Origin of the sequence: Gemmiger sp. (assembly GCF_036306485.1) — a bacterium.
GTDB lineage: Bacteria > Bacillota > Clostridia > Oscillospirales > Ruminococcaceae > Gemmiger.
On sequence record NZ_JAXJZK010000038.1, the window covers coordinates 1 to 23,776 of the forward strand.

A 23,776-nucleotide genomic window follows, 5' to 3' on the forward strand; every position below is an offset into this window, starting at 1 on the left:
ATATTTGATACAATATGTAATGCAACGTGTGCGAGGCAACAGGAAGCGGAAGACCTCAGCCAAAAATGCGATCGTATGATCGTCATTGGTGGTCATCATTCTTCCAATACCCAAAAGCTGCTGCAAGTCGCCGCCAGGCATACCAGAGCCGTCAATATCGAGACAGCTGATGAACTCGATCTGAGCTGGCTGCAAGGTGCCGAAACGGTGGGTGTGACGGCCGGGGCTTCAACGCCTTCGTCTATAATTGAGGAGGTACTTAACTGTATGAGTGAAGAAATCCGTGACGACATGAGTTTTGCCGAGATGCTCGAGGCATCCGAAGCCAAGCCCCTGTACGCAGGTAAGATCGTTAAAGCCAAGGTCATCAGCGTTTCCCCGACGGAGTGTGTGGTCGGCATCGACGGCTCCAAGCACACCGGCATCGTCAAGCTCAGCGAAATGAGCCATGATCCCAACGCCAAGATGGAAGACCTTGTTAAGGTGGACGACGAACTGGATCTCGTGGTTGTCAAGACCAACGACCAGGAAGGCGTTGACACCCTTTCTCGTGTCCGCTTCGAAGCTCAGAAGGGCATGAAGGACGTTTCCGAGGCTGCCGAGAACGGCACCGTGATGGAAGGCGACGTTATGGAAGCCAACAAGGGCGGCGTTGTTGTCAACGTCAAGGGCGTTCGCGTCTTTGTTCCCCGCTCTCAGGCCACCATGCGCCGTGACGAGGATTACACCAAGCTCGTCGGCCAGCATGTCCGTCTGGTCATCACCGAGTGCGCCGGCCGCAAGATCGTCGGCAGCATCAACAAGGTGACCGCGGAAGAGAACAAGGCCAAGCGCGAAGAGTTCTGGAAGAATGTCGAAGTCGGCAAGAAGTACACCGGCGTCGTCAAGAGCCTGACTTCCTACGGCGCCTTTGTTGACATCGGCGGCGTGGACGGCCTGTGCCACATCAGCGAGCTGAGCTGGTCCAACATCAAGCATCCCTCCGAGGTCGTCAATGTCGGCGATACCATCGAGGTGTATGTCAAGAGCTACGATCCCGAGAACCAGAAGGTTTCTCTGGGCTACAAGAAGGAAGAGGACAACCCCTGGGAGAAGCTCAAGAACGAGTATCCCATCGGCTCCGAATTCACGGCTCCGGTTGTTTCCATCACCAAGTTCGGCGCTTTTGTCCGCATCCTGCCGGGTGTTGACGGTCTGGTCCACATCAGCGAGATCAGCAACGAGCGCGTGAACAAGGTCTCCGACGTCCTGAAGGTCGGCGACGAAGTCAAGGTCAAGCTGATCAACGTTGACTTTGACCGCAAGCGCATCAGCCTGTCCATGAAGGCCTGCCTCAACGAGGCTGCCGAGGGCGACGCTGAATAATCCCCGGTTACCGCAGGGGCCTGCCTGGCAACAGGCAGGCCCCTTTTGTATTCTCTTGCAAGGGACCCCGCCGGGCCCCGACAGACAGGAAAAACTATGGAAAAAATCAAAGCGTGGATTCTCAAATACTATGAAGGGCTGGCCTACCTGTTCTTCGGAGGTCTGGCAACCCTGCTGAACCTGGTGCTGTTTGCCGCCTTTCAGGCCCTGCTCGGCACCGACTTTGCCACCGGCATCGGCAACATCCTCGACAATGTGATCTGCATCCTCTTCGCCTACTGGACCAACCGCGTCTTCGTTTTCCGCAGCAAGAACACCGGCTGGGCCGCCGTCGTGGAGTTCGGGCAGTTCATCTCCTGCCGTCTGATCACGCTGGTCATGGACCAGTGCATCATCTGGCTGGGCGTCAACCTGCTGGGTCCTCATATCGGCTTCGCGGTCGCCCACGTCGAGCTGTGGGCCATGGGCGTCAAGTTCTTCAGCCAGGCGATCGTCATCCTTTCCAATTATGTGTTCAGCAAGGTCCTGATCTTCAAAAAGAAGTGACCCTGTTCCCGCGACTTCCGGCTTGATCGGGGACCGCAAGGCCCTCGCAACACAATATCCCATTCCGACATCAAAGGAGGCAAATACCCATGAAAAACAAGATTCGCGGCGGAGGCTTCCGCCTGACCGGCCTGATCCTCGGCATCATCGGCGCGACCCTCAGCATCACGTCCGTCGTTTTTTCCGGTATCGGCCTGCACCAGGCACACCTGTGCAAGTCCTGCAAGAAGGGAGCCGAGTTTAAATGAGCAAGTACACCAAAGAGGAGATTCTCTCCAAAGTGGACCATACGCTGCTCAAGCCCGAGGCAACCTGGCCGCAGATCCAGGCTCTGTGTGACGAGGCTGTCCGGTATCACACGGCGTCCATCTGCATCAACACCTGCTATGTGCGGCAGGCTGCCGAGTATCTGGCGGGCCGGGTCCCGGTCTGCTGCGTGGTGGGGTTCCCCCTCGGCGCCATGGATACCGCTTCCAAATGCTTTGAAGCCAAAACCGCTGTCGAGAACGGTGCCTCCGAGGTGGACATGGTCATCAACATCGGCCGCCTGAAAAACCGCGAATACGACGCGGTGCGTGAGGACATTGCCGCCGTCAAGCGTGCGGTGGGCGACAAGGTGCTCAAGGTCATCATCGAGACCTGCCTGCTGACCGACGAGGAAAAGGAAAAGATGTGCGACATCGTGGTGGAGGCCGGCGCGGACTTCATCAAGACCAGCACCGGATTCTCGACGGGCGGTGCCACCTTCCACGACATCGAGCTGTTTGCCCGCTGTGTGGCGGGCCGCTGCAAGATCAAGGCGGCAGGCGGCATCTCCACCGTGGAAGATATGGAAACCTTCCTCGACCTCGGAGCGGACCGCCTCGGCACGTCGCGCGCGGTCAGACTGCTCTGCCAGTAACCCCGAACTGAACAATCCCCGAATCGGCTGCCAGCCCGGCACCGGTTCGGGGATTTTTTTCGGACGGTTCAGATCGTCCGGCTGTAATAGAAGGAAAACGCCAGATAGAGCAGCGTGAAGCCGATCGCGGTGCAGAAGCAGAACCAGAACAGCAGAAAACTGAACAGTCCGGCAAAAAGCAGCACCGCGTACAGTGCCACACAGACCACACATCCGGCGGACCGCATCGCCCGGGACGAGACCTCGCGGTTGCGCTCGTCATAGACCCGGATGAACTCGGATTTCAGCTTGTTGTCATCGCGGAGCAGCCTGCGGATGCTGCGCCGTACCGCCAGCCCCGCTGCCAGGACGGCAATGCCGAGCCCGGCGTAAAATCCGCTCAGGAAAGACTGGCGGGACTCCGGCAGCGCCGAGAACCCACGGACGGCCAGCAGTCCGAACAGGACCGTCACGGCCCCCAAAACAACGATCAGCCGCGCCAGGCGCAGCCGGCTTTCCAGCTGCCGGCGGTACGCCTCCGGCGTTCTGGCTTGCGTGCAGGAGAAAAGTGCACCGAATACTCCCATGGGTTTGACCATTGTGATTTGCCTCCTGTCCGGGCGGCGGGACGTTGGACCCGACGCCCTCATACCTCACTGAAATCAAAGACCTCCTCGATGGAAAGTCCGAAATAGTGGGCGATCTTGTACGCAAGTTCCAGACTGGCCGTGTACCGGCCGACCTCGATGGAGGTGATGGTCTGGCGGGTCACCCCCACGGCATCGGCCAGGTCCTGCTGGCTCATCCGGTGTTTCTTGCGCAGTGCGGGAATGATGGTTTTCATATGCTGCCTCTGTTGTTTTGCTAAGCTAACTTTGCAATTTAAGTATAGTAAACTTTGCATAAAATGTCAAGCAAGCTTTGCAAAAAATATTTTTGCGCGGATCGGAATATAGTGGTGAACGTGAAGGGAGTGATGACCATGGGGGTACATCCCATTCTGCTCACCGCGTTGGCGGGGCTGTCCACCGGGCTGGGCGGCCTGGCGGCGGTCTTTTTCAGACCCACCGAGCGGCTGCTGGCCTTCTGCAGCGGCTTTGCGGCTTCGGTGATGATCACGGTCAGCCTGGCCGATCTGCTGCCCGAAGCCCTGGCGGAATTCGGCGCCGTTCTCGGCCCGGTGCTCTGCGGCCCGGCGGTGACGCTGCTGATGCTCGGCGGGATGGTGGCGGCCGGTTTCCTCGAGCGGGCCCTGCCGGAGGAGGAGCTGCTGGCCCGGCGGTTCGGGTCACGGCGGCAGGGGGCTGCGATGCGCACCGCCCTGGTCACCGGGGCGGCGCTGCTGCTGCACAATCTGCCCGAGGGAGTCCTCACGCTGGTCAGCGGGGCGGCGGACAGCGGGATGGGCGCCCGCACGGCCATGGCGGTGGCGCTGCACAACATCCCGGAAGGCCTGGCCGTCGCGGTGCCGTTTGCCTGCGCCACCGGCAGCCGTCTGTTCGGGCTGGCCGCCGCGCTGGCCAGCGGCCTGGCGGAACCCGCCGGGGCTCTGCTGGCCTGGATCTTTCTGCGCGGGCGGATCAACGCCGTCACTGTCTCGGGCATCATTGTGCCGGTGGCCGGCATCATGCTGTGGGTGTCGGTGGAACAGCTGCTGCCGGCCGCCTTCCCGGAGGGCAACCGCCGCGCCGGCAGCCTGGGCTGCGCGGTGGGAATTCTTGTGATGATTCTCGGCATTGCGGGTTTGACATGATTGTGGTATACTAATTTCTGAGTTTATGGAAAAACAACGGAAAGGGGAATGCCGTATGCCGCAGCGCAAAATCCATGCTGTCCGGGCCGCGGTTTCCCTTGTTCTGGCAGTGCTGCTGTCCGGCTGTTCCTTTGTCAACACCGGCGACATCGAGACCCTGCTGCGTGCCCCGCAGCTTTCCAGCCGGGCCAATGCCGTGCAGAAAGCCCTCAACAACGAGCTGGGGGTCAGTGCCAACCTCAAGTACCCCGCCAGCGGCGATTTCCTTTCGCCGTTCCTCTTCGGGGACCTGGACGGGGACGGCACCGAGGAGGCGGCGGTTCTCTACACGCTGGACGCCACGGGCGGCAATGTCTGGCTGGCCGTGCTGGAGCCCACCGACGACGGCGGCTGGCGGGTGACCCAGACGGCCGAGGGCCTGTCCGGCGAGGTGGAGAGCGTCAACTATGCCCATCTGCGGGACGCCCAGTCCCAGCAGATCCTCGTGGGCTACGGCAGCGCCCAGGGCGACCAGTATATGGTGGTCTATCTGTACAGCGATGAGACCCTTCAGGTCATCATCCAGCAGAGCTATACCGAGATGATCCTCGCCGATCTGACGGGCGGCGAGGGAACCCAGGACCTGATTCTGGCGCTGCCCACCGAGACGGAAAACGGCGGCGTGAACCTGCAGCTCCTCACCAACACCGAGGACGGGTTCCGCTCGGCCCAGACGCTGGCGGTCGGGGACGGCATCTACAACGGCTGTGCGGCGCTCCACGCCGGCACGGCGGGGGAGAACGGCTCCTATCTGGTCGTGGACGGCTGGGCCGGCGCTTCCGGCAATACGCTGGCGAGTTCCATCATCCTCTATGACCCCGAAACGCAGTTCCTCAAGACCTATCTGCCGCCCGGAACGCCGGACTTTTACCATGCCACCCTGCGGTATGACAGCGCCCTGCTCAGCACCGACCTGGACGGCAACGGCACCATCGACATCCCCTGCACCGTGGATGACGGCGGTGAGATTGCCTCCCCGATGGACAAGCGGCTGCGCTTCCTGCTCTGGCGGGACTACGCCGGCGAGGATGTCAGCGCCAGCAGCTTCGGCGTGTATGACAGCGAATACCGCTTCTTCCTCAAATTGCCGGAATCGCTGCACGGTTCCATCCTGCTGCGCACCAACCGGGACGGCAACGGCTGGCTGGTCTGCAACCAGGAAGGAACGACGGTCTACTGTGAATTGCGGGTGACCGATCCTTCCCAGGAGGATTCGGAGGACGAGAAAACGCAGAAAGAGGAAGAGGTCTTTCACCGTGTTGCCACCATCGGAAGCCAGCAGCTGCAGGCGCGGATTGTGACGCCCTACTATGGACTCGGGCTGGATGACATCATCAACGGCACAACGGTGTTCCGCTGAGCGGGCCGCAGAACAAGCGGCGGGAGGGTTCCCGCCGGGAAAGGAACCAACAATGAAACGTATCCTGGTCGTGGAAGATGAAGCCAGCATTCGGGAGCTGGTGGCCCTGAACCTCAAAATGGCCGGATGGGAGGTGCTGGAGGCGCCGAGCGCCGAGCGCGCCCTCGAACTGATCCATCAGAATCCGCCCTGCGACACCGCCCTGCTGGATGTCATGCTGCCGGGCATGGACGGCTTCTCGCTGTGCGAGACCATCCGCCGCAGTGACCCCAACATCGGCATCATCATCGCCTCGGCCAAGGGCCAGGAGGCGGACAAGATCCGCGGCCTTTCCATCGGTGCGGACGATTATATCACCAAACCCTTCTCGGTCTCGGAGCTGGTCGCCCGCGTGGAGGCACTCGCCCGCCGGGTCCACCGCAATGCCGACGACGCCCGCGGCGATTCCGAGCCCGACCAGCTGGTCAGCGGTCCCTTTGTGCTGGACGAGCGCAGCCGGGTGCTGTACAAGGCCGGCAAGCCGGTGGATCTGACCCAGGTGGAATTCCAGATCATGGAACTGTTCTTCCGCAACCCCGGCACCGCGCTGGTCCGGGAGAAGATCCTGGAAGGCGTCTGGGGCAAGGGATATTTCGGCGATGTCAAGATCGTCGACGTGAACATCCGCCGTCTGCGGATGAAAATTGAGGATGAACCCAGCAGCCCGCAGCATATCCTGACCGTCTGGGGCTACGGGTACCGCTGGAACGCCTGACGGAAGGGAAAGGGGCTGTCGCAATGCAAAGCATCACCCGCCGCTGGCTCAAGGGCAGCCTGCTGATCACCGTGCTTGTCCTGGCCGCTGCGGAAGCGCTGTTCCTCTACAACAGTTATCAGAACCTCTACGGCGGCGTGCAGGGCGCCATGCAGAGCCGGTTCTCCACCTTTGTGGGCCGTCTGCAGGCCACCGGCACGGCCGGCGATTCGCTGACCGCCTCGGAAAGCCGCAGCCAGTCGCTGCGCCGCATCGTGGAGCAGTTTGAGGAAAAGGATAAATTTGAATTCATGCTGCTGGACGCCTCCGGCGTTGTGCTCACGACCTCGAGCGGTACCATGAACCCGACGCTGCTCTCGGTCGGTGAGGACTTCTACGAGGCGCTCAACAATGCGTCCGGTTTCGGCACCGTGATTTTCCGCACCGAGCACGGCGAGCGGGTCATGGCGATGACCTGCCTGGTGCCCTACGCGGCGGGCAGCATCGCTGCCATGCGCCTGGTCACCAGCCTGACGCTGGTGGACCGGCAGTGGTATCAGATGGTGACCATCTCGCTGGGCGTGGTGCTCGTCGTGCTGGGCTTCACCTTGTGGAGCGGCCTGTTCTTTGTCCGGTCCATCGTGCGGCCCCTCGGCCAGGTCGAGGCCACCGCCAACCGCATCGCCCACGGGGACCTCAAGACCCGCCTGCCCGATACCCGCTACGATGACGAGATCGGCCGTCTGTGCAAGACCATCAACCAGATGGCGGAGGACCTGACCAAAACCGAGAAGATGAAGAACGAGTTCATCTCCTCGGTGAGCCATGAGCTGCGCACCCCGCTCACCAGCATCAAAGGCTGGGTCGAGACGGTCTCCAACATCCGTGATCCGGAGGACGAGAATTTCCGCAAGGGCATCTCGATCATCGGCAGCGAGACCGACCGCCTTTATGCGATGGTGGAGGAGCTGCTGGACTTTTCGCGGCTGCAGAACGGCATCAAACTGGAATGTCAGGTGCTGGACCTCGTCGCCGAGGTGACCGACGCAGCCCTCTTCGTGGAGGCCCGCATCCGCCAGGAAGGGCTCCATCTCGTCTATGAGGAACCGCCCGAACCCTTCCCCGTGTGGGCCGATCCCTCCCGGCTGCGCCAGGTCTTTGTGAATATCCTGGACAATGCCATCAAATATTCCGAGCCCGGCGGCTCGATCTTCCTGACGCTGCGACGCACCCCCACGACCGTCACGGTCTCGGTGCGGGATCAGGGCCGGGGCATCTCGCCGGAAGATCTCCAGAATGTCAAATTGAAATTTTTCAAAGCCAAGAACGCTGTGCGGGGGTCCGGCATCGGACTGGCCGTGGTGGATGAGATCGTCACCGCCCTGGGCGGCACGACCGACATCGCTTCCACCCTGGGGCAGGGAACGACGGTCTCCGTCACACTGCCCGCCTACCATGCCGGCCAGGAACACCTGCACGAGCCGATCTGAGCAAAGGAGCCGTTATGCCGCAAGAATCCCGTCCAACCGAAAAATTCCGCACCTCCGTCGGCGGCCAGGCCCTGATGGAGGGCATCATGATGCGCGGCCCCGAAAAGATCTGCTGCGCGGTCCGCCGTCCCGACGGCACCATCGACCTCAGCTATGAGGAGGTCCGCACCCATTGGTACAACAGGGTCCCGCTGGTGCGCGGCGTATGCAATATGGTGGAAAACCTGTACAACGGCTACAAATACCTGATGCACTCGGCGGACATCTCGATGACCGAGGAGGAACAGGAGGCCGAACAGTCCCGCCTGGACAAATGGCTGGAGGACCATACCGGCCCGCGCTTCCAGAAAGCACTCATGGCGTTTTCCGCCCTGCTGGGCGTGGCGCTGGCCCTCTTTCTCTTCACCTTCCTGCCCACCTTTCTGACCGGCCAGATCAGCCGTCTGCTCCCGCTGGGCCGCTGGCCCAAGGTCATTCTGGAAGGGGTGCTCAAACTGGCCATCTTCCTGCTGTACATGTACCTGTGTACCCGCACGAAGGAAATCCACCGGGTGTTCCAGTACCACGGTGCCGAGCACAAAACCATCGCCTGCTACGAAGCCGGGGAACCGCTCACCGTTGAGAACATCCGCCGCCATTCCCGCTTCCATCCCCGCTGCGGCACCAGTTTCCTGATCCTGGTCATCCTCATCAGCATCTTCCTGTATGCGGTGCTGCCCTGGACCAGCACTGCCCTGCGGGTTGTCTATAAACTCGCCATGCTGCCGCTGCTGGTCGGCATCTGCTACGAGGTGCTCAAATGGTCGGGCCGCTCCAACTCGGCGGCCGCCCGCCTCATCGCGGTGCCGGGACTCTGGCTGCAGCGCCTGACCACCTTTGAACCCGACGATTCGATGATCGAGGTGGCCATTGCCGCCGTCACGCCGGTACTGCCCCGCGACCCGGAGCAGGGCCGATGGTGACGCAGGAACTGGCCCGGCAGCTTGCAGCCCTGACGCCCCGTGCCGCGCTGCGTGCCGTGCAGACGATTCTGGAACAGGCCGGCTGCCCCGACGCCGACTTTGATGCACGGGAACTGTACCGGATGGTCTCGGGGCGGGACCCGCGTCTGGCCGACGCGCCGCTGCCGGCGCCCCAGGCCGAACGGCTGGCCGAACTCACCGCCCGCCGCGCCGACCGGGAACCGCTGCAGTACCTGGCCGGGGAGTGGGACTTCCTGGACTTTACGCTGCGGGTGGGGCCCGGCGTACTCTGCCCGAGAGCCGACAGCGAGGTGGTCTGCGAGACCGCCGTGGACCTGCTGCGCCAGGCGGGAAGACCTGACCCGCTGGTGCTGGACCTCTGCGCCGGCACCGGCTGCCTCGGCCTGGGCGTCCGCCGCTTCCTGCCGCAGGCCCGGGTGTTCTGCGTCGAGAAGAGCCCCGCCGCGCTGCGCTATCTGCTGGCCAACACCGCCGGCACCGGCGTGGCGGCCGTCGAGGCGGATGTGCTGACCTACTGGCAGACGCTGCCCCCGGCAACCGTGGACCTGATCCTCTGCAATCCGCCCTACCTGACCGCCGCCGAGATGGCCGACCTCATGCCCGAGACGGCCCGCGAACCGGCGATGGCGCTGGACGGCGGAACGGACGGCCTGGATTTTTATCGTGCGATTGCGGCAAACTACCGCCAGACGGTGCGCCCCGGCGGCAGCCTTGTCTTTGAGATCGGCTGCGCCCAGCGCCGCGCGGTGAAGACCATCCTGGCCGATAACGGCTGGACCGGGATCGACAGCCGCCGGGACTACGGCGGCAATGATCGTGCGGTGTGGGCTTTCTGCCCCGACGGCGCCCGAAAAACCTCGTAAAAGTCCTGGTTATCGGGCTGCAACTGCACAACTAATGGTTGTATTTTTCTCAGGAATCCTGTATAATAAGGACAATACGAAACACACGCCGCATATCCGGCGATAAGGAGAAGAGTATGGCAGCAAAAAAAGAAAGTTCTTCCAAGCAGCTTCCGAACGGCCCGGCCGGCGACAAGAAGGCCGCGCTGGAAACGGCTCTGGCACAGATTGAAAAGCAGTTCGGCAAGGGCGCCGTCATGAAGCTGGGCGCCAATGTGGCGATGCAGGTGGATGCAATCTCCACCGGCAGCCTTGGTTTGGATCTGGCACTCGGCATCGGCGGCCTGCCGCGGGGCCGTATCGTGGAGATTTACGGACCCGAATCTTCGGGCAAGACGACGCTGGCGCTCCATGTGCTGGCCGAAGCGCAGAAGATGGGCGGCGAGGTGGCCTTCATCGACGTCGAGCACGCGCTGGACCCGACCTATGCCCGGGCTCTGGGCGTCGACATTGACAGCCTGCTGGTCAGCCAGCCGGATACCGGTGAGCAGGCCATGGAAATCTGCGAAGCGCTGGTCCGTTCCGGCGCCATCGACGCCATCGTCGTGGACTCTGTGGCCGCGATGGTCCCCAAAGCCGAGATCGAGGGCGAGATGGGCGATTCCCATGTGGGTCTGCAGGCCCGTCTGATGAGCCAGGCGCTGCGCAAGCTGACCGGCATCATCGGCAAGACCAACACGGTCTGCATCTTCATCAACCAGCTGCGTGAAAAGGTCGGCGTCGTCTACGGCAACCCCGAAGTCACGACGGGCGGCCGCGCGCTCAAATATTATTCGTCGGTGCGCATTGACATCCGCCGCACCGAGGGGCTGAAGGACGCCAACGGTTCCTTCATCGGCAACCGCACCCGTGCCAAGATCGTCAAGAACAAGGTAGCCCCGCCCTTCCGTGAGGCGGAGTTTGATGTCATGTTCGGCGAGGGCATCTCCAAGATCGGCGAACTGGTGGACCTCGGCGTCAAGCTGGGCATCGTCCAGAAGAGCGGTGCCTGGTTCAACTATGGCGACGTGCGCCTGGGCCAGGGCCGCGACAATGCCAAGCTCTACCTCAAGGAGCACCCCGACCTGGCCGCGGAGATCGAAAAGCTGGTCCGCGACAATGCCGACCGTCTGCTGGCTGCCGGCAAGAAGGGGACCGTCAAGCCCATCGAGAAACCCGCCGTGACCCCGGTGACGGCCGATGCGGCCCCGGCAGCTGCCCCGGCCGCCCCCAAGACCACCGGCAGTGAGATGGATCTGGACATTATGGTGGATGAATAATGCCGCAGCTGACCCAGATTCAGGAGACCCGCCGCGGACGGTGGGCGCTCTTCTTTGACGGTGCGTTTGCCTTCTCGCTGGATGAGGAAACCTTTCTGGCCGCCGATCTCCATACCGGCGATGCGCTGGAAGAGTGGCGGGTGCAGGATCTGCGTGCCAGAAGCGAGACCCGCAAGGCGGTGGACAAGGCCATGGACCTGCTGGCACTGCGGGACCACGGGGCAGGGGAGCTGTACCAGAAACTCTGCCGCCGGTTCGACGCCCACAGTGCGGCCGCCGCGGTGGCCAAAATGCAGGAACTCAACCTGCTGGACGACCGGAACTTTGCAAGGCGGCGTGCGGCGGAACTCTGCGCCAAGCGGAAAAGCCGCCGCGCCATCCTGGACGATCTCCATGCCAAGGGCATCGACCGCGATCTGGCCGAGGAGGTCGTCGCGGAACTCTATGAGCATGAACCCGATGAGGACCGGACCGACCCCGAGCTTGCCAATGCGCGTGCGCTGGTGGAGCGCCACTACACCGACAAACTGGCGGCCGGCAAATGGCAGCAGGTGGCGGCGGCGCTGGCCCGGCGCGGTTTTTCCCACGCCGTGATCCGCGAAGCCCTGTCGGATTACCAAGAATATTAGGAAAGGACCCGCTGCACAGGCGGGAGACAAAACCATGAAGATTGCGATTATTTCGCTGGGATGTCCCAAAAACCAGGTGGACGCCGATGTCTTCTGCCACGCACTGATCAAGGCGAGGCATGAGACGGTGGCCGACCCTGGCGAGGCGGACATCATCATCGTCAACACCTGCGGTTTTATCCAGTCCGCCAAGGAGGAGGCCATCGAGAACATTCTCCTGGCCTGCCAGTACAAGCAGCAGAACCCCGACCTCAAGGTCATTGTGACGGGCTGCCTGGCGGAGCGGTACAAATCCCAGATTGCCTCGGAAATTCCCGAGGTGGATGCCGTGGTGGGCATCGGTTCCAACGCGGCCCTGCCGGCCATTGTGGAGCGGATCACCGCCGCGGGGGCCGGTCAGGTCGAGTCCTACGGCCCCAAGAGCGATATGCCTCTGGGCGGCGCGCGCGTCATCAGCACGCCGCGCCACTATGCCTATCTCAAGATTGCCGAGGGCTGCAACAACCGCTGCCATTACTGTGCCATCCCGCTGATCCGCGGCCCGCTGCGCAGCCGTCCGCTCGAGGACTGTGTGGCCGAAGCCCGCTGGCTGGCCGGCGAAGGGGTGCGCGAACTGATCGTGGTGGCCCAGGACCCCACGGCCTACGGCGAGGACTGGGGCAAGCCGGGCGCGGTGTGCGAGCTGCTCGACCGGCTCAACGCCATTGACGGCATCCGCTGGATTCGCATTCTCTACGCATACCCCGAGCGGATCACCGACGATTTCATCGCCGCCATGGTCCGCAATTCCAAGGTGGTGCCTTATCTGGATCTGCCGATCCAGCACTGTGACGACGCGGTGCTCAAGGCCATGAACCGCCGCGGCGGACGCCGCGAGATCGAGGATGCCATCGCCCGACTGCGGGCGGCCATCCCGGGGCTGACGCTGCGCACCACCCTGATTGCCGGTTTCCCCGGCGAGACCGAGGAACAGTACAGCGAGCTGTGCGACTTCGTCAAGACCGTCCGGTTTGACCGGCTGGGCTGCTTTGCCTACTCGGCGGAGGAAAACACCGTGGCGGCCCGGATGGACGGCCAGCTGGACGAGGAGACCAAACAGCGGCGGGCCGACCACATCATGGAACTGCAGGCCGAGATTTCCGCCGCCGTGCAGGCTTCCAAGGTGGGGCAGACGCTGGAGTGCATCTGCGACGGCGTGGATGACGAGACCGGCATGTACCTGCTGCGCTCCAAGGCCGATACCCCCGAGATTGACGGCAATGTGCTGACCCCGGCCGATACCCCGCTCGAGACCGGCGCATTCTACCGTGTGACCATCACCGACAGCGATACCTATGATCTCTACGGCTATGTAGAAGAAAAACTGGAGGACTGAACGATGAATCTTCCCAATAAACTCACGATGCTGCGCGTGATCCTGGTTCCTGTCTTTATGGTGTTCGCCGCGTTCGGCCGCATCGGAACCTCCGCCTACAATCCCACGGCCCAGCTGGTGGCCGGCATTGTCTTTGCCGTTGCCAGCTTCACGGATTTTCTGGACGGCTATCTGGCCCGCAAGAACCACCTGGTCACGGATTTCGGCAAGTTCATGGACCCGCTGGCCGACAAGATGCTGACCACGGCGGCTTTCATCTACATGGTTGTGGACGGCGTGTGCCACCCGGTGGTGCTCGCGGTTATCCTGTTCCGTGAGTTCGCGGTGGCCGGCGTGCGGATGATCGCCGCCGAATCCGGCACTGTCATTGCCGCCAATATGTGGGGCAAGGTCAAGACGGTGCTGCAGATGCTCACCATCATCTACTACTATGTGGTGCCCTTCTTCATGGGCTCCACCGACATCCTTGCCTTCTCGCTCATCACCCAGGTGCTCTGCTGGCTGGTGGCGGCCGTCACCGTGCTGTCCGGCTGCATCTACCTGTGGCAGAACCGCAGCTGCTTCATGCAGGCGCGATAATCCCCGATATTCAGCCGCTCCGGGCTTGCATCTCGCAGACGGGGCGGCTATAATATTACTGTGCATCTTCCGGGCGTGACCGCGTTTGCAACCCGCCCTGCCGATATTTGTCAAGGAAAGGAAGTCCCCGCCCTATGCAGATTTTTAACACGATGACCCGTCAGAAGGAAGAATTCATCCCCGCCGAACCCGGCGTGTACCGCATCTATGTCTGCGGTCCCACCGTGTACAACTATATCCACATCGGCAATGCGCGCCCGATGATCGTCTTCGATACGCTGCGCCGGTATCTGGAATACTGCGGCAACAAGGTGCTGTATGTCTCCAACATCACCGATATTGACGACAAGCTCATCAAGAAGGCCCAGGAGGAGGGAACCTCGATGTCCGAGGTGGCCCGCCGCTTTGAGGCTGAGTATATCAAGGACTCGGACGGCCTCAACGTCAAGACGCCGACCGTCCGCCCCCGCGCGACCGAACATATCGGCGAGATCATCCATATTGTCAAGGATCTTGTGGATTCCGGCCATGCCTATGTCGCCCGCAACGGCGACGTTTACTTCCGGGTCAAATCCGATCCCGGCTACGGTAAGCTCAGCCACCTGAACCTCGACGACCTGGAGAGCGGCAACCGGGAATTGCGCAGCCAGATGGAGGAGGACCTCAAGGAGGACCCCGCCGACTTCGCCGTCTGGAAGGCGGCCAAGCCCGGTGAACCGTTCTGGAAGAGCCCCTGGGGCAACGGCCGTCCGGGCTGGCATATCGAGTGCAGCGCCATGGCCCGCAAGCACCTGGGCAAGACCATCGACCTGCATGCCGGCGGCCAGGACCTGATCTTCCCCCATCATGAAAACGAGATTGCCCAGTCGGAGTGCGCCAACGGCTGCACCTTCAGCCGCTACTGGATGCACAACGGCTTCCTGAACATCAACAACCAGAAGATGTCCAAGAGCGCCAACAACTTCTTCACGGTGCGGGAAATCGCCGACAAGTACGGCTATGAACCCATCCGCTATTTCATGCTCACCGCCGGCTACCGGATGCCGCTGAACTATACCGTGGACCTGATCGAGAGCTGCAAGAACAGCCTGGAGCGCCTCTACACCTGCCGCGAAAACCTGGATTTCGCCATCGAGCACGCCCACGGCACCGACACGGCCCTCGCGGCCAAGAGCGAGGAGGCGCGCACCAAGTTCAAGACCGCCATGGACGACGACCTGAACACGCCGGATGCGCTGGCTGCCATCTTTGAGTTCGTCAAGGACATCAACACGCTGTCCGACGCCTCCGACCGTGCCAGCCTGGAAACCGCCGCCGCGGTCTTTGATGAGCTGACCGGCGTTCTCGGTCTGCTGTACAACCGCAAGCAGGCGCAGGCGCCCGACGAGGTGCTGGCGCTGGTGGAGGAGCGCGCCGCTGCCAAGAAGGCCAAGGACTGGGCCAAGGCCGACGCGATCCGCGCCCGCATCACCGAACTGGGCTGGAGCGTCATGGACACCGCCAAGGGCCCGCAGCTGAGCAAACTGTAATCACACCGAAAAGGGATTGGTACAGGGAATGTAGGCCATTCCCGTACCGATTCCTTCTTTTTTTGACACGCAAGGAGTTTTGCAATGTCCACCATACGCCAAACACAGAAGGAACGCCGGACCTTGTGGACCATCCTGGCGGCGGCGCTGGCCGTGCGGCTGCTGCTGGCACTGATGACCGACGGCTATTCCTATGATATGAACTGTTTCGTGGCCTGGGGCGACAAACTGGCGTCGCAAGGCCCGGCCGCGTTTTACAGCGAGGGCTATTTTGCCGACTATCCCCCCGGCTATATCCTGGTACTCGGCCTGATCGGAGGAATCCGAAGCGCCCTGCAGATCTCCTTCGAGTCGCCCTGGACCTATTTCCTGCTGGCGATCGTCCCGGCAATCTGCGACTGCGCCGCCGTGGCCCTGCTCTGGAAGATCGCTACCCGCAGCATGGGCACCGGCCGGGAACGGACGGCACTCGCACTGTTCGCTGCCTTCTGCCCGCTGACGCTCTTCGATACCGGCGTCTGGAAACAGATCGACGGCGCCTTCGCACTGCCGCTGCTCTTCTGTTTCTGGCTGCTTGAGCAGCGCCGCTATCTGCCCGCCGCGGCGCTGTACGGCCTGGCCCTGGCCATCAAACCCCAGGCGCTGCTGGCCGGCCCGGTGCTGGCCATCTGCTTTCTGGTCGGCATCGCCGAGGCGGTCCGGGACGGTCAGTCCCTCGGACGCGCGGTCGGACGGATCTTCGGCGGCGCCGGTCTGGCCCTGGCCGTTCCGCTGCTGGCCGGACTGCCGTTCTACGGTCCGGTTTCTCTGATACCGTCGCTCATCGAAAAATACATCGGAACCACCTCGGGCTATCCGTACGCCACCATCAATGCCTTCAACTGGTTTGCGGCGCTGGGCGGCAACTGGCAGCCGCTGGAAAGCGGTCCGGTCTCCTTCCTCAGCTGGCAGACCCTGGGTGTCTTTCATATCGCCGTCATCACGGTGCTGCTCGTGGTGCTCGCGGTGGTCTCCTGGCGTGCCGGGCGGTTCTCGCCGCTGCTTCTGGCGGCTTTCTACACGGTGGGCATCTTCACCTTCGCCCACTGCATGCATGAGCGGTACCTCGTGCTCGGGGTGCTGCTGGTCCTGCTGGCCGCGGCCCGCTGGAATGACATCCGCCTCTATGGGGCCGGTTTCGGGCTGTCGCTGACCGGGTTCGCCAACCTGGCGGCCGTCTATACCCTTGTCGGCACCGAGGATGAATGGCTGTCCAGCGATACCAGCCGCGAATTTGCCAGCATCATGGGTTTTGCCGAGACCGTCGCGTTCCTGCTGCTGGCCTTCACGGTCTGGACCATCTGCTTCCAGGGCGCGGTCTCCCGCTATGCCCCCGAACCGGCACCCGCCGACCGCAAGCGCCGGCCGGCGCCGAGAACCAGCCTGGCCGCACCTGCCTCGATGCCGACCTGGACTTCCCGGGAACGCCGGGCACTGCTGGTGCTCACGGCACTCACGGCAGTGATCAGTTTTGCCTATCTGGGCAGCACCAAGGCGCCCCAGACGCCGCTCGATGCCACCGATACGACCCGGACCGTGACCTTCACCCCCCAGGCGGAGACCGCCGAACTCTGGATTTATCCGGGAATCTCGACGGGCGGCAGCCTGACGATCAGCACCGCCGACGGATCGGTGCTCTATGAAAAGGAACTGAACTACGGCACGCCGTTCAGCTGGTCCGCAGTCTCGCTGACGGCCCCGGCCGGGCAGCCGCTCACCGCCACCGTCAGCAATGCCCAGGTCTTTGAACTGGCGCTCCGCGACGCTGCCGGGGAACTGGTCCCCGTGACGGGCGGCGACCAGCTGTTTGATGAGCAGACCGAGGTCCCCGAGACCATCAGCCAGCTCAACAGCATGTACTTTGATGAGATCTACCACGGCCGTACCGGCTACGAGATGCTGCACCGGCTGACCGTCTACGAGACCACCCACCCGCCGCTGGGAAAGGACTTCATCATGCTCGGCATTGCCATCTTCGGCATGACGGGCTTCGGCTGGCGGTTCTCCGGCACCCTGTTCGGTGTGCTGCTGGTCCCGCTGGCCTGGTGTTTTGCCCGCCGCCTGACCCGCAAACCCTGGGCGGGGGCTGTGGCCGGCGTGCTGCTGGCGCTGGACTTCATGCGGTTCAGCCAGAGCCGCATTGCGACCATTGATATCTATGCCACCTTCTTCATCCTGCTCAGCGCCGACTGTATGCTCTGGTATTGCCAGAGTGTGCTGCAGAAGGGCGTCCATGGCTCGGTGATCCCGATGGCACTGGGCGGCATCGCCTTCGGGCTGGGCTGCGCCTCCAAATGGACCGGCATCTATGCCGGCGCCGGGCTGGCGGTGCTCTATCTCGGGGTGCTGTATGCCCGCTGGCAGCAGCACAAGCCGGATTTCTGGAAAGAGTTCCGCCTGGCGGCGCTGGGCGGCGTCGTGTTCTACATTGCCGTGCCGCTGATGATCTATCTGGCCTCCTATCTGCCGTACTGGTGGCGGGACCCCTCCTTCGGACTGGAGGACTGGTGGAACTGCCAGACCTATATGTACTGGTACCACTCCACCCTCAATGCCACCCATCCGTTCGAGAGCCGCTGGTATACCTGGCTGCTCGACCTGCGCCCGGTGTGGTACTACCTCAACGGCTATCTGCCGTCCGGCACCAAAGCCAGCATTGCGGGCATGTACAGCCCGGTGCTCTGCCTTGCGGGGCTGGTCAGCATCCTGCTGGTCTTCTGGCGTCAGATCTCTGCCCGGGGCAGCCGGGCCGGGGCGGGGCTGCTGATCCTGTATGCCACCCAGCTGCTGCCCTGGATGCTGGTCTCCCGCTGCACCTTCCTGTACCATTATTTCCCCAGCTCGATGTTTGCGCTGGCGGCTATCGTCTTTGTGCTCTCCCGCATGGAGAAGGAACAGCGCGCCAAACAGATTGCGGCGGGGCTCTGCGTAGCGGCCCTGATCTGCTTTGTCTGGTTCTACCCGGCGCTGTCGGGACTTCCGATCCCCGAAGCCTGGGCCGAAAGCACCCAGATCCTGCCCAGCTACGGATTCTACTGATTCCACGATACAAAAAGGCCATTGACGGCACAGGCGTCCGTCAATGGCCTTTGTTCATTCATTTTCAGGCTTCGGGCAGATAGATGTGATGGGGCAGACCCTCGACATAGATGGGAGTCAGTTCCGCCTGGATCAGCGGCATGGCGTAGGAGATGAACTCCTGGGTCATGGCCGTGTGGTCGGCGTTGACCCATTCCAGCGGGACCTTCTTTTCCAGGTTGGCAACCTCGCTGATGGGATGCAGGCTGGTGGTGCACTGGTACGGCGCATTGGAGATGCGGTCCAGAGCGACCATCTCGCCGGTGTGGCCCTCAAAGGCGGCCTTGGCGGCGGCACCGCCCACCTGGTAGGCCTCGGTGATGTCGGTGCGGCTGGTCAGATGGCCGGCGCAGCGCTGCAGCGTGGAGAGCTCGATGCAGCGGGTTTTGGTATCCAGACGGCGGGCCACGGTGTTGGCCAGGAAGCGGGCCGTACCGGTCAGGGCCTTGTGACCGAAAGCGTCCACCGCGTGGACATCGTCCGCCAGCTCACAGACATAGCGGCCGTCCTCCAGCTTGACGCCTTCCGAGACCGCAATGACGATGGAGGGCTTGTTCTGCTGCATCCGCTCCACCTTTTCCACAAAGCGGTCGACGTTGAAGGGAACCTCGGGCAGACAGATCATGTCCACGCCCTCGCAGTCCTCGGCCTTGGCCAGAGAGGCAGCGGCGGTCAGCCAGCCGGCGTTGCGGCCCATGATCTCCACGATGGTCACATACTTGGTGCCGTAGACCGTGGCGTCCCGGATGATCTCCTTCATCACAACGCCGATGTACTTGGCCGCACTGCCGTACCCCGGCGTGTGGTCGGTGACCATCAGGTCGTTGTCGATGGTCTTGGGCACACCCATGAAGCGGATCTCGCTCTGGATGTAAGCGCCGTAATCGGCCAGCTTGCCGATGGTGTCCATGCTGTCGTTGCCGCCGATGTAGAAGAAATACCCGATGTCCAGCTCTTCAAGAATGTCGAACAGCTTGCGGTAGACTTCCTCCCCCTCCGGGGTGTGCCAGTCGGGCAGCTTGTAGCGGCAGCTGCCCAGATAGCTCGACGGGGTGCGCTTGAGCAGCTCAATGTCGAGGGCATTGCGGAGCTTGTCGTCCAGCACGCAGACGCGGCGTTCCAGCAGACCCGCCACGCCGTGCATCATGCCGTATACCTTGCCGGCACCGCGGCGCTTACAGCTCTCAAACACACCGGCCAGACTGGAGTTGATGACCGAAGTCGGGCCGCCGGACTGACCGACGATCGCATTTTTTGCCATAATATGCCTCCTGAAATGAATTTGGTGCGGCCCTGAATTCACGCTGGACCGAACCATTTATGTCATATTCAGTGTAGCATTTTCGGGCGTTTTTTGCCATTGCAGGAGTTGACAAAAAACATCGGGTACATTTGTGGATTGTCCCATTCCGCTTGCCGGAACCCCGGTTCCCGGATTGTTTCCACAATGGGAAACAGCGTTCCACAGAGCGGAACCGTCGCCGCAAGAAAACTGCAAGAACGCCGCAGAAAACATTGCAAAAATTGCGGAAAGAGACAAAACCTTACCGATTGTTCTGTCTGCGGCGCAAGATCCGTTCCTTTTTGGCCCAGACAATCAACAAGCCGGGCAGACCCCGAAACGGTCTGCCCGGCAACGACAAATCTTATTCAATCCGGATACCGGTTCCGTCCAGCAGCCGCACCACGTCGGGAAAACTGAACCGGGCTTCCTGCAGCTGGTTGGTGGCCAGGTCCACGGCATACCCGTCGGCGTCGCGGAAATCCGCCTTGCGCAGGTCCGAGCGGGTGAAATGGGAATTGCCGAGGTGGACGGTGCGGAAACTGGCCCCGGACAGCTGGCAGCTGTCAAAGGTGCATTCCTCAAAACTGCAGCTGGACCAGTCAAAGCCGTTCAGGCTCATGCCGGAAAAATCATTGTACCGGAACGCACAGTTGCGGATCTTGCCGAACGGCTGGACAATCCGGCTGCTGCCCTGCAGACCGCCCCAGGCCATCGAACGGAAGGAGGAATCCAGCAGCCAGCCGTCCTTCATGACGGAAAAACTGAACACCACGCCGGACAGCGTGCAGTGTTCAAAGGTACAGGAGGAAAACCGGCAGTTTTCAATGCGCAGCCCCAGCCACCGGCAGCTGCGGAAAACGCAGTCATCAAACTCCGCATCGGCCAGCCGGTCGCCGGGGTCCAGCCTCTCAAAGACTTCTCCCTGATAGCAGCGGCGCTCGGACATCAGAATTCCTCCTCATGGGCTTTGAAAAAATCGTAGAACGCCCGGACATTCTCCAGCTCGGTCCAGAGGCGGGTCCGGACGGGAAAGCTGTCCAGGTCGTACACCCGGGCCCCCGGGATGGCCAGCAGGAAGGGGGAATGGGTGGCGATGATGAACTGACAGTTGAAGAACCGGGCCGAATCGCCGAGAAACTGCGCCAGATCCAGCTGGTGGGTGGCCGAAAGGCTGTTTTCCGGCTCGTCCAGCAGATAGAGGGCGTCGCTGCGGATCTTTTCCCCGAACATCTGGAACGCACTCTCCCCGTTGGACCGGGTGCGGACGTTGTTGGCCAGCTTGCGGCGGACAATCTGGGAATTGGTCATCCGCCGTGCCTCGCTGGTCAGTTTGAGCCGGTCATACTCCTCCAGGCTCTGCATCCGGAAGGGAGTCCGGCGTGCCTGCCGCACATCCCGGATCAGATCGCTCCGGCGGTCGTCAATGTCGTCGTTGATGGCCCGCACCGTGAGCATATAGTCAAACACATCGTCGCTGGTCAGGATCAGACTGCTCCGCGGGATGGCGTGCAGCGTATGAAACTGGCACATCTGGATATAATCCTCAAAGAAGTCGGTGCGGTTGTACTGGGCGCTGCGCGTCAGGTGCAGCGCGTCGGCCATCACATTGAGCGCCGTCGTCTTGCCGGACCCGTTGCCGCCGTACAGGATGGTGATGTCGCTCATCTCAAGGGACCGCAGCCCCCGGGCAGGGAAGAAGCCGAACGGATAAAAGCTCTCGTAATAGGTGCAGAGGGTCTTCGGATTCCCGGCCACATACTGGGATTCGGCAGAGTCCGAGACAAAATGAAAGTCCGACAGGTAGATCATGGCAGGCACCTCACACACAACGGCCTGCGCACCAAACAGGCGGGCAGGCCGTAGAATGGGTTACTGGGACAGCTTGCTGCGGCAGGCAGGGCAGAGGTAGTGGATGGTCAGCTGGTACGAGCGCACCTCGGTGCCGATGACGGCTTCGATGTCCCGGACCAGTCCGATGACCGGGATGTCCTGCAGGCTTCCGCAGCCGTCGCAGTACAGATGACCGTGCGGAGCCGAGGTCTTGTCGAACCGGTCAGGGCCTTCCGGCATCTCCAGCTTGGCGATCTCACGGTCCTGCTCCATCAGCTTGAGATTGCGGTACACCGTGCCGCGGGCAATGCCGGGCATCTGCTCCCGGGCCAGGGCATAGATCTCGTCGGCTGTCAGGTGCCCGGGATTTTCCCGCATGATGTTCAGGATCAGAGCGCGTTGGCGGGTCATGGCATGATTCCTTTCTTGTGAGAGTGATAAAAGATCGGATTCAAGACTGAATCTTATAATAAGGATACACAATTCCCGGCGTTTTGTCAATGCCGGCCGGAGCATCCCGTCATAGCAAACAAAAAACCATGGATGAATTTTACGAAATGCCGCTTGACAGCCGGGCGGGGGATCGGTATAATCAGATTAAGATGAAATCTTAAAAATAAACAACCAATACAACCGCACAGGAGGTACGCTATGGAATTCAGAGGCAGCAAAACCGAAAAGAACCTTTGGGAAGCGTTCGCCGGCGAGAGCATGGCGCGCAACAAGTACACCTTCTTCTCCTCGCAGGCCAAGAAGGACGGGTATGAGCAGATCGGCGCGATCTTTGCCACCACCGCCGACAATGAGAAGGAGCACGCCAAGATCTGGTTCAAGCTCCTGATGGAGGGCGGCAAGATCCCCGATACGCTGACCTGCCTGAAGATGGCGGCGGAAGGCGAGCATGAGGAACATGTCTCGATGTATCCGCGGATGGCCGCCGAGGCGCGCGAGGAAGGCTTTGACGAGATCGCCCGGCTGTTCACCATGGTGGCGGACATCGAGAAGGAGCACGAGAACCGCTATAAGGCGCTGACCGCCAACATCGAAGCCGGCCGCGTCTATGCCCGCGAGACCGAGCAGGTCTGGCAGTGCCGCAACTGCGGATATGTCTATATCGGCACCCACGCCCCCGTCAAGTGCCCGGTGTGCGACCATCCCCAGAAGTTCTTTGAGCTCAAGTGCGATAACTATTGATACCGGCAGGCAGCCCCCGGCCCGCGGACCTCATCCGTCGGCCGGGGGCTGCCGTTTTTTCAGGCGTTGTCGCGCAGCCAGTCCCGCAGATGATCCCGCAGCCCGGCAAACATGGCGGCGGTGTCGGGATTGTCGGTGCGGAACTCCAGCAGCTTCCAGATCCAGCCCTGCTCGCTCACAATGCGGCGGCTTTCGGGATAGACCAGCTCAAACACCAGCGAGGCATGCCCCACCACATGATCGGCCGGCTGCTGTTTGAGGGCGCGCAGCACCGCGTGGTGCTCATAGAAGGCCTGCCGCACGGCGGGCGTCACGCCGGACCGGCGCAGGGCCTCGGTGCTGACATTGTAGATCTCCTCGAGCGGCGTTTCTACGTTGACGCGAAGAATATCAATCTTGTCGGCGTCGCGCAGGATGCAGCAGAACCGGCGGGTGCGGTCGTCCAGATCCTCGGGCAGGCGGTAGGCGCTGTGCCACTCCACGGCGGTGCGCAGCAGGGCATCCTCCGAGGCATCGGCGACAAAATCCCGGATCTTTCCGGCGTCGAACAGAACTTCCACACCGGCTTTGGCATGGTCGATGCTGCGAGAATCGTCAAAGGTTCCGAACCGCCGCAGCTGTTCAAACCGGCCCACGTCGTGCAGCATGCCGCACAGCCAGGCCAGATCGACCTCCCCGGCGGGCATGGCCAGACTGCCGGCAATCCGCTCACACAGAGCGGCCACACGGTAGGTATGGTCAATCTTGAGCCGCACTTTCGGATCGTCGGCATTGTAGGGACGGACATACGCGGCGAACGCGGCGCGGACCGCCGCCCGGTCGATCAGCATGGAAATCAACTCCTTTTCCCTCGATTATACCACGCGGGGCTGTTTCGGGAAGACTCCCGCCCTCCCAAAGGCGGAAAATCGTATAAGACATACAAAAA

Annotated in this window: 24 protein-coding genes; 17 read left to right on the top strand and 7 right to left on the bottom strand. The window is 62.0% G+C overall.

The window, feature by feature from the left end; translation table 11 throughout:
- The 4 genes from rpsA to deoC all read left to right on the top strand — a co-directional run.
- The coding region (rpsA, locus tag U0L91_RS07835; protein ID WP_481804523.1) for a 30S ribosomal protein S1 at positions 1 to 1,365 on the top strand (1,365 nt) is incomplete at its 5' end.
- A gap of 96 nt (positions 1,366 to 1,461) precedes the next feature.
- A complete protein-coding gene (locus U0L91_RS07840) occupies positions 1,462 to 1,911 on the top strand; it encodes a GtrA family protein (RefSeq protein WP_330045834.1) in 450 nt (149 codons plus the stop codon).
- A gap of 89 nt (positions 1,912 to 2,000) precedes the next feature.
- Complete coding sequence (locus U0L91_RS07845) at positions 2,001 to 2,159, top strand: hypothetical protein (RefSeq protein WP_330045836.1); 159 nt, start codon at positions 2,001 to 2,003, stop codon at positions 2,157 to 2,159.
- The gene (gene deoC / locus U0L91_RS07850; protein ID WP_330045838.1) at positions 2,156 to 2,812 is read left to right on the top strand and encodes a deoxyribose-phosphate aldolase; all 657 of its coding nucleotides are present in this window, start codon (positions 2,156 to 2,158) and stop codon (positions 2,810 to 2,812) included. The genes U0L91_RS07845 and deoC overlap by 4 nt, the downstream gene beginning before the upstream one ends.
- 68 nt (positions 2,813 to 2,880) lie before the next feature.
- Here the strand turns inward: deoC and U0L91_RS07855 are convergent, their stop codons facing one another.
- Positions 2,881 to 3,390, bottom strand: a complete 510-nt coding sequence (locus U0L91_RS07855; protein ID WP_330045841.1) for a hypothetical protein — start codon at positions 3,388 to 3,390, stop codon at positions 2,881 to 2,883.
- Positions 3,391 to 3,437: 47 nt separating this feature from the next.
- Entirely contained in the window at positions 3,438 to 3,635 is a 198-nt protein-coding gene (locus U0L91_RS07860; RefSeq protein ID WP_330045843.1) for a helix-turn-helix transcriptional regulator, read from the bottom strand.
- Positions 3,636 to 3,773: 138 nt separating this feature from the next.
- Here U0L91_RS07860 and U0L91_RS07865 point away from each other — a divergent pair, with 138 nt between their 5' ends.
- The 12 genes from U0L91_RS07865 to U0L91_RS07920 all read left to right on the top strand — a co-directional run bounded on the left by U0L91_RS07865 (position 3,774) and on the right by U0L91_RS07920 (position 18,500).
- Positions 3,774 to 4,544 carry a ZIP family metal transporter gene (locus U0L91_RS07865; RefSeq protein WP_330045845.1) on the top strand — a complete coding sequence of 257 codons (771 nt, stop codon included), beginning with the start codon at positions 3,774 to 3,776 and terminating at the stop codon, positions 4,542 to 4,544.
- A 55-nt stretch (positions 4,545 to 4,599) separates the two neighbouring features.
- Positions 4,600 to 5,943 carry a hypothetical protein gene (locus U0L91_RS07870; RefSeq protein WP_330045847.1) on the top strand — a complete coding sequence of 448 codons (1,344 nt, stop codon included), beginning with the start codon at positions 4,600 to 4,602 and terminating at the stop codon, positions 5,941 to 5,943.
- A 52-nt stretch (positions 5,944 to 5,995) separates the two neighbouring features.
- Positions 5,996 to 6,697 (top strand): response regulator transcription factor, encoded by a 702-nt coding sequence (locus tag U0L91_RS07875; RefSeq protein ID WP_330045848.1) that lies wholly within the window; start codon positions 5,996 to 5,998, stop codon positions 6,695 to 6,697.
- 23 nt (positions 6,698 to 6,720) lie between these two features.
- Positions 6,721 to 8,166: a sensor histidine kinase gene (locus U0L91_RS07880; protein WP_330045850.1), complete on the top strand. Its 1,446-nt coding sequence runs from the start codon at positions 6,721 to 6,723 to the stop codon at positions 8,164 to 8,166.
- Between the two features lie 14 nt (positions 8,167 to 8,180).
- Positions 8,181 to 9,128: a DUF1385 domain-containing protein gene (locus U0L91_RS07885; protein WP_330045852.1), complete on the top strand. Its 948-nt coding sequence runs from the start codon at positions 8,181 to 8,183 to the stop codon at positions 9,126 to 9,128.
- On the top strand, positions 9,122 to 10,012 hold the full coding sequence (gene prmC / locus U0L91_RS07890; RefSeq protein WP_330045854.1) for a peptide chain release factor N(5)-glutamine methyltransferase: 891 nt from the start codon (positions 9,122 to 9,124) through the stop codon (positions 10,010 to 10,012). The genes U0L91_RS07885 and prmC overlap by 7 nt, the downstream gene beginning before the upstream one ends.
- Positions 10,013 to 10,128: 116 nt before the next feature.
- Positions 10,129 to 11,310, top strand: coding sequence for a recombinase RecA (gene recA, locus U0L91_RS07895; protein WP_330045856.1), 1,182 nt, complete (start codon positions 10,129 to 10,131; stop codon positions 11,308 to 11,310).
- Positions 11,310 to 11,939 (top strand): regulatory protein RecX, encoded by a 630-nt coding sequence (locus tag U0L91_RS07900; RefSeq protein ID WP_330045858.1) that lies wholly within the window; start codon positions 11,310 to 11,312, stop codon positions 11,937 to 11,939. Before recA ends, U0L91_RS07900 begins: the two co-directional genes overlap by 1 nt.
- Positions 11,940 to 11,973: 34 nt before the next feature.
- A complete protein-coding gene (gene rimO / locus U0L91_RS07905; protein WP_330045860.1) occupies positions 11,974 to 13,314 on the top strand; it encodes a 30S ribosomal protein S12 methylthiotransferase RimO in 1,341 nt (446 codons plus the stop codon).
- A gap of 3 nt (positions 13,315 to 13,317) precedes the next feature.
- The gene (pgsA, locus tag U0L91_RS07910) at positions 13,318 to 13,893 is read left to right on the top strand and encodes a CDP-diacylglycerol--glycerol-3-phosphate 3-phosphatidyltransferase (protein ID WP_330045862.1); all 576 of its coding nucleotides are present in this window, start codon (positions 13,318 to 13,320) and stop codon (positions 13,891 to 13,893) included.
- 134 nt (positions 13,894 to 14,027) lie between these two features.
- Positions 14,028 to 15,422 (top strand): cysteine--tRNA ligase, encoded by a 1,395-nt coding sequence (gene cysS, locus U0L91_RS07915; protein WP_330045864.1) that lies wholly within the window; start codon positions 14,028 to 14,030, stop codon positions 15,420 to 15,422.
- Between the two features lie 84 nt (positions 15,423 to 15,506).
- Positions 15,507 to 18,500, top strand: coding sequence for a phospholipid carrier-dependent glycosyltransferase (locus U0L91_RS07920; protein ID WP_330045866.1), 2,994 nt, complete (start codon positions 15,507 to 15,509; stop codon positions 18,498 to 18,500).
- A 64-nt stretch (positions 18,501 to 18,564) separates the two neighbouring features.
- Here U0L91_RS07920 and U0L91_RS07925 read toward each other — a convergent pair whose 3' ends face one another.
- The 4 genes from U0L91_RS07925 to U0L91_RS07940 form a co-directional block, all read right to left on the bottom strand.
- Entirely contained in the window at positions 18,565 to 19,800 is a 1,236-nt protein-coding gene (locus U0L91_RS07925; protein ID WP_330045868.1) for a 6-phosphofructokinase, read from the bottom strand.
- 385 nt (positions 19,801 to 20,185) lie between these two features.
- On the bottom strand, positions 20,186 to 20,770 hold the full coding sequence (locus U0L91_RS07930) for a pentapeptide repeat-containing protein (protein WP_330045870.1): 585 nt from the start codon (positions 20,768 to 20,770) through the stop codon (positions 20,186 to 20,188).
- Positions 20,770 to 21,633, bottom strand: coding sequence for an ATP-binding cassette domain-containing protein (locus U0L91_RS07935; RefSeq protein WP_330045872.1), 864 nt, complete (start codon positions 21,631 to 21,633; stop codon positions 20,770 to 20,772). The genes U0L91_RS07930 and U0L91_RS07935 overlap by 1 nt, the downstream gene beginning before the upstream one ends.
- A gap of 60 nt (positions 21,634 to 21,693) precedes the next feature.
- Positions 21,694 to 22,065, bottom strand: a complete 372-nt coding sequence (locus tag U0L91_RS07940; RefSeq protein ID WP_330045873.1) for a Fur family transcriptional regulator — start codon at positions 22,063 to 22,065, stop codon at positions 21,694 to 21,696.
- A gap of 240 nt (positions 22,066 to 22,305) precedes the next feature.
- Between U0L91_RS07940 and rbr the strand changes: the two genes are divergently transcribed.
- Positions 22,306 to 22,848: a rubrerythrin gene (rbr, locus tag U0L91_RS07945; protein WP_330045875.1), complete on the top strand. Its 543-nt coding sequence runs from the start codon at positions 22,306 to 22,308 to the stop codon at positions 22,846 to 22,848.
- A 59-nt stretch (positions 22,849 to 22,907) separates the two neighbouring features.
- On the opposite strand, the gene U0L91_RS07950 is transcribed toward rbr, so the two are convergent.
- Positions 22,908 to 23,678 carry an HD domain-containing protein gene (locus tag U0L91_RS07950; RefSeq protein ID WP_330045877.1) on the bottom strand — a complete coding sequence of 257 codons (771 nt, stop codon included), beginning with the start codon at positions 23,676 to 23,678 and terminating at the stop codon, positions 22,908 to 22,910.
- Between the last annotated feature and the right edge of the window lie 98 nt (positions 23,679 to 23,776).

Coding starts and splice junctions, on each gene's coding strand:
- U0L91_RS07840 (WP_330045834.1), top strand. CDS start 1,462: ATGGAAAAAATCAAAGCGTGGATTCTCAAATACTATGAAGGGCTGGCC.
- U0L91_RS07845 (WP_330045836.1), top strand. CDS start 2,001: ATGAAAAACAAGATTCGCGGCGGAGGCTTCCGCCTGACCGGCCTGATC.
- deoC (WP_330045838.1), top strand. CDS start 2,156: ATGAGCAAGTACACCAAAGAGGAGATTCTCTCCAAAGTGGACCATACG.
- U0L91_RS07855 (WP_330045841.1), bottom strand. CDS start 3,390: ATGGTCAAACCCATGGGAGTATTCGGTGCACTTTTCTCCTGCACGCAA.
- U0L91_RS07860 (WP_330045843.1), bottom strand. CDS start 3,635: ATGAAAACCATCATTCCCGCACTGCGCAAGAAACACCGGATGAGCCAG.
- U0L91_RS07865 (WP_330045845.1), top strand. CDS start 3,774: ATGGGGGTACATCCCATTCTGCTCACCGCGTTGGCGGGGCTGTCCACC.
- U0L91_RS07870 (WP_330045847.1), top strand. CDS start 4,600: ATGCCGCAGCGCAAAATCCATGCTGTCCGGGCCGCGGTTTCCCTTGTT.
- U0L91_RS07875 (WP_330045848.1), top strand. CDS start 5,996: ATGAAACGTATCCTGGTCGTGGAAGATGAAGCCAGCATTCGGGAGCTG.
- U0L91_RS07880 (WP_330045850.1), top strand. CDS start 6,721: ATGCAAAGCATCACCCGCCGCTGGCTCAAGGGCAGCCTGCTGATCACC.
- U0L91_RS07885 (WP_330045852.1), top strand. CDS start 8,181: ATGCCGCAAGAATCCCGTCCAACCGAAAAATTCCGCACCTCCGTCGGC.
- prmC (WP_330045854.1), top strand. CDS start 9,122: ATGGTGACGCAGGAACTGGCCCGGCAGCTTGCAGCCCTGACGCCCCGT.
- recA (WP_330045856.1), top strand. CDS start 10,129: ATGGCAGCAAAAAAAGAAAGTTCTTCCAAGCAGCTTCCGAACGGCCCG.
- U0L91_RS07900 (WP_330045858.1), top strand. CDS start 11,310: ATGCCGCAGCTGACCCAGATTCAGGAGACCCGCCGCGGACGGTGGGCG.
- rimO (WP_330045860.1), top strand. CDS start 11,974: ATGAAGATTGCGATTATTTCGCTGGGATGTCCCAAAAACCAGGTGGAC.
- pgsA (WP_330045862.1), top strand. CDS start 13,318: ATGAATCTTCCCAATAAACTCACGATGCTGCGCGTGATCCTGGTTCCT.
- cysS (WP_330045864.1), top strand. CDS start 14,028: ATGCAGATTTTTAACACGATGACCCGTCAGAAGGAAGAATTCATCCCC.
- U0L91_RS07920 (WP_330045866.1), top strand. CDS start 15,507: ATGTCCACCATACGCCAAACACAGAAGGAACGCCGGACCTTGTGGACC.
- U0L91_RS07925 (WP_330045868.1), bottom strand. CDS start 19,800: ATGGCAAAAAATGCGATCGTCGGTCAGTCCGGCGGCCCGACTTCGGTC.
- U0L91_RS07930 (WP_330045870.1), bottom strand. CDS start 20,770: ATGTCCGAGCGCCGCTGCTATCAGGGAGAAGTCTTTGAGAGGCTGGAC.
- U0L91_RS07935 (WP_330045872.1), bottom strand. CDS start 21,633: ATGATCTACCTGTCGGACTTTCATTTTGTCTCGGACTCTGCCGAATCC.
- U0L91_RS07940 (WP_330045873.1), bottom strand. CDS start 22,065: ATGACCCGCCAACGCGCTCTGATCCTGAACATCATGCGGGAAAATCCC.
- rbr (WP_330045875.1), top strand. CDS start 22,306: ATGGAATTCAGAGGCAGCAAAACCGAAAAGAACCTTTGGGAAGCGTTC.
- U0L91_RS07950 (WP_330045877.1), bottom strand. CDS start 23,678: ATGCTGATCGACCGGGCGGCGGTCCGCGCCGCGTTCGCCGCGTATGTC.